The organism is bacterium, from assembly GCA_041649255.1.
In the GTDB taxonomy this organism is placed as follows: domain Bacteria; phylum Hydrothermota; class UBA3073; order JACQXS01; family JAQTXJ01; genus JAQTXJ01.
Map to the genome: position 1 here is coordinate 1 of JBAZNK010000046.1, position 2,987 is coordinate 2,987.

General features: G+C 44.1%; 2 protein-coding genes. Both read left to right on the forward strand.

Annotation, left to right across the window (positions count from 1 at the left end; translation table 11 throughout):
- Nucleotides 1-64 precede the first annotated feature (64 nt).
- The gene (locus WC614_14075) at nucleotides 65-1,459 is read left to right on the forward strand and encodes a hypothetical protein (protein ID MFA5034131.1); all 1,395 of its coding nucleotides are present in this window, start codon (nucleotides 65-67) and stop codon (nucleotides 1,457-1,459) included.
- Between the two features lie 143 nt (nucleotides 1,460-1,602).
- On the forward strand, nucleotides 1,603-2,987 hold a 1,385-nt coding region (locus tag WC614_14080; GenBank protein MFA5034132.1), incomplete at its 3' end, for a hypothetical protein.

A 2,987-nucleotide genomic window follows, 5' to 3' on the forward strand; every position in this document is an offset into this window, starting at 1 on the left:
AAGACTGATGAATAGTCTAAGAACTGTCTCGATAATTACTGCGTGTTAACTTGGTCTGACGGGTATGAATAGTCTTGCCTTAGTGCTTCTGTTGGTCGACGCGGCTACGCTGATATTTGTCAGTCGCCGTTGGGCACCGTTACCTCTTCTGGTAGGCGTCTGTTACTTCCCGACTTACTTAAATATTGAACTGGGACCACTTCATTTCACAGCTATCCGCGTGTTGATTGCGCTTGGCATAGTTCGAATGATGATAAAACAGGAATGGCCGCCAAACGGAATCAATGGCATAGACTGCACTATGATGACTTGGGTTATCTGGCTTTTAGCTAGCGGCTTTTTTCACAAGGACCCCGGGGCGACACTTATTTTTCGACTCGGCCTCGCTTTTGATGCTTGTGGAATCTATGTGCTTTTTCGAAGCTTTTGCAGAAGCCTTGAGGATATTTCTGGTGTGTACCAACTAACCGCGCTCCTTTTGGTGCCTCTGGCCATGGAAATGTTTATTGAGAAGCTAACCGTTCATAATCTATTTTCTATTCTAGGCGGACAGGAATCAGTGATGATCCGCTTAGGCAAAGTCAGGGCCAATGGTCCTTTCGCTCATCCCATACTCGCCGGCACAGCAGGAGCAATCAATTTGCCGATGATGATAGCGCTATGGCGCCCTCATCGAAAGTTAGCGGTAATTGGGATCATAGCCTGCTTTATAATCATTTACTCCAGCGCTTCCAGCGGGCCTATTTTGAGTGCAGTGGCGGGTATCTTTGCACTATTCATGTGGCGTTATCGTCGTTTTATACCGCTGATACAGCGATGGGCTATCCCCGGGTATATTGCCTTGGATTTGTATATGAAAGATCCAGCCTATTTCATTATTGCCAGAATCGATTTAATGGGAGGAAGCACCAGTTGGTACCGAGCAAGGTTGTTACAAGCTGCTTTAGAACATCTAGACGAGTGGTGGCTGATTGGAACAGATTATACTCGCCACTGGATGCAACAATTTGTGCCCTGGAGCCCGGATCACACCGATATTACGAGTCAATACGTTCAAATGGGCGTATTTGGTGGCCTACTATTATTGGCGCTATTCGTAGTCGTACTGATTAAGGGATTCTCCGGTGTCACTCAAGCGCTGAAACAAACGACCGATTGTTCACCCGATTTACGATTTATGGTCTGGGCGCTCGGTTCCTCGCTTTTTGCTAACGTGGTAACATTTTTTTCAGTTTCATATTTTGACCAAACTGCTGTTTTCGTTTACTTCGCTCTTGCTAATATTGGCTCAGCCGCAACTTTAGCCATCAAAGGTCAGAACACACAGTGGGCACGTCTCCAATTTTCCGCTGCGACACCCACAGTGAGCACATCAAACAACATTGGAAAACAATTATTAATGGATTCGGGCTCATCCAGAACCCAAAACAACTTGTTTAGTCGCCCAAAAATGCGTTAATTAAATTTTAATTTTTTGCTCCAAAACATACGTGTATTGACTTGGAAATCAGCCTAAATATTGATAGTCATCAAAAATAAGGGATAGGGTTCTTGTTCCAAATTATTACTTTTTAATTTATTCACACAGGGTATGAAACCGCAATGAAAAGAATCGGCATTTCAGCAGCTTTAATATCACAAGGTCATTGGAGAATGTTTGATGCCTTAGGAGAAATCTTCGGCATTCGATTTGAGGAGCCTAATGTTGCCAATGATGCCGGCATCGATGCATGGCTTTACCTTGAAATTAATCCTGACTCCATGCTACGTATTCAAAATAGCCCGTTACCAAGTTATGCCGTCATTGCTGAAAAACACCTTACCTCTTGCGGAGAATCATCGACCATTAATTTCAATAAACACGCTCTCATTCCTGAAATACTCAGTAATCGTGACGTTCGATCGGATGAAGTTATCACGTTGAAAGGCCTTCCACACTGGTTACAAAATGCGACAACGCTTGCGTGTAAAACAGAGTCTCCAATATGGGCAGTTCAGGAACATCGAGACTGCCAACATCATTATGTCGCATTAACAATACCGGAGTTGAACAGCGATGAACCCATCTTCCATCACTTCCACGATAATCAATTTTTGGCTTTACTTCCACTGCTGACATTTTTACGCCGACTAACCGATGAAAACCGGTGGGATCCCCCGCCTTTACAGGCATGCTTCATGTTCGATGATCCCAATCTGCATTGGCCAACGTATGGGTTCATAAATTTTCTTGAAATGGCAAGACACGCCGACTTACATAATTATCACGCGTCTTTTGCTACCATCCCATTGGACGCCTGGTTTGTTCACCAGCGAACAGCTGACCTATTTCAGGAGCATCATCATCGAATTTCACTGCTTATACATGGGAACGACCACATAGCCGAAGAGCTCGCAAGAAAAATACCGAATGAAGAACGCACTAGAATGTTAAAACAGGCGCTCTTTAGGATAGAAAAACTGGAAAAGCGTGCAAATATATCTGTCGCTCGCGTAATGGCGCCGCCACACGGCGCATGCTCTGAGGAAACTCTTAAGAAAATGGCCTTAATGGGATATGAAGCTGCATGCATATCCAGAGGATCTCTAGCTCACTATAACAAACATGCTGATTGGGTCCGTACTCTCGGCATGCGTCCGGCTGAAAATATTCACGGTCTTCCGGTTTTGCCCCGATTTCGGATTTCAATGGATTGTCAAAACGCAATTTTGGTTGCCGCTCTGCTTCATCAACCGATAATACCCGTCGGGCATCATCAGGATGTGGCTGAAAATTTAAATATGCTAGCGCATTTATCGCACTTTATTAATTCCCTCGGCGAGGTGCGATGGACGAATATGACCAGCATTTCCAGAAGCCATTATTCAAAAATGATTGATGGGGATATTCTTCACTTGAAAATGTACTCGAATATAGCCGATCTTTTAATTCCAGAAGGCATTAATTATATTTTAGTAGAGCGACCTTGGTGGCAAGAAGAAGCAAT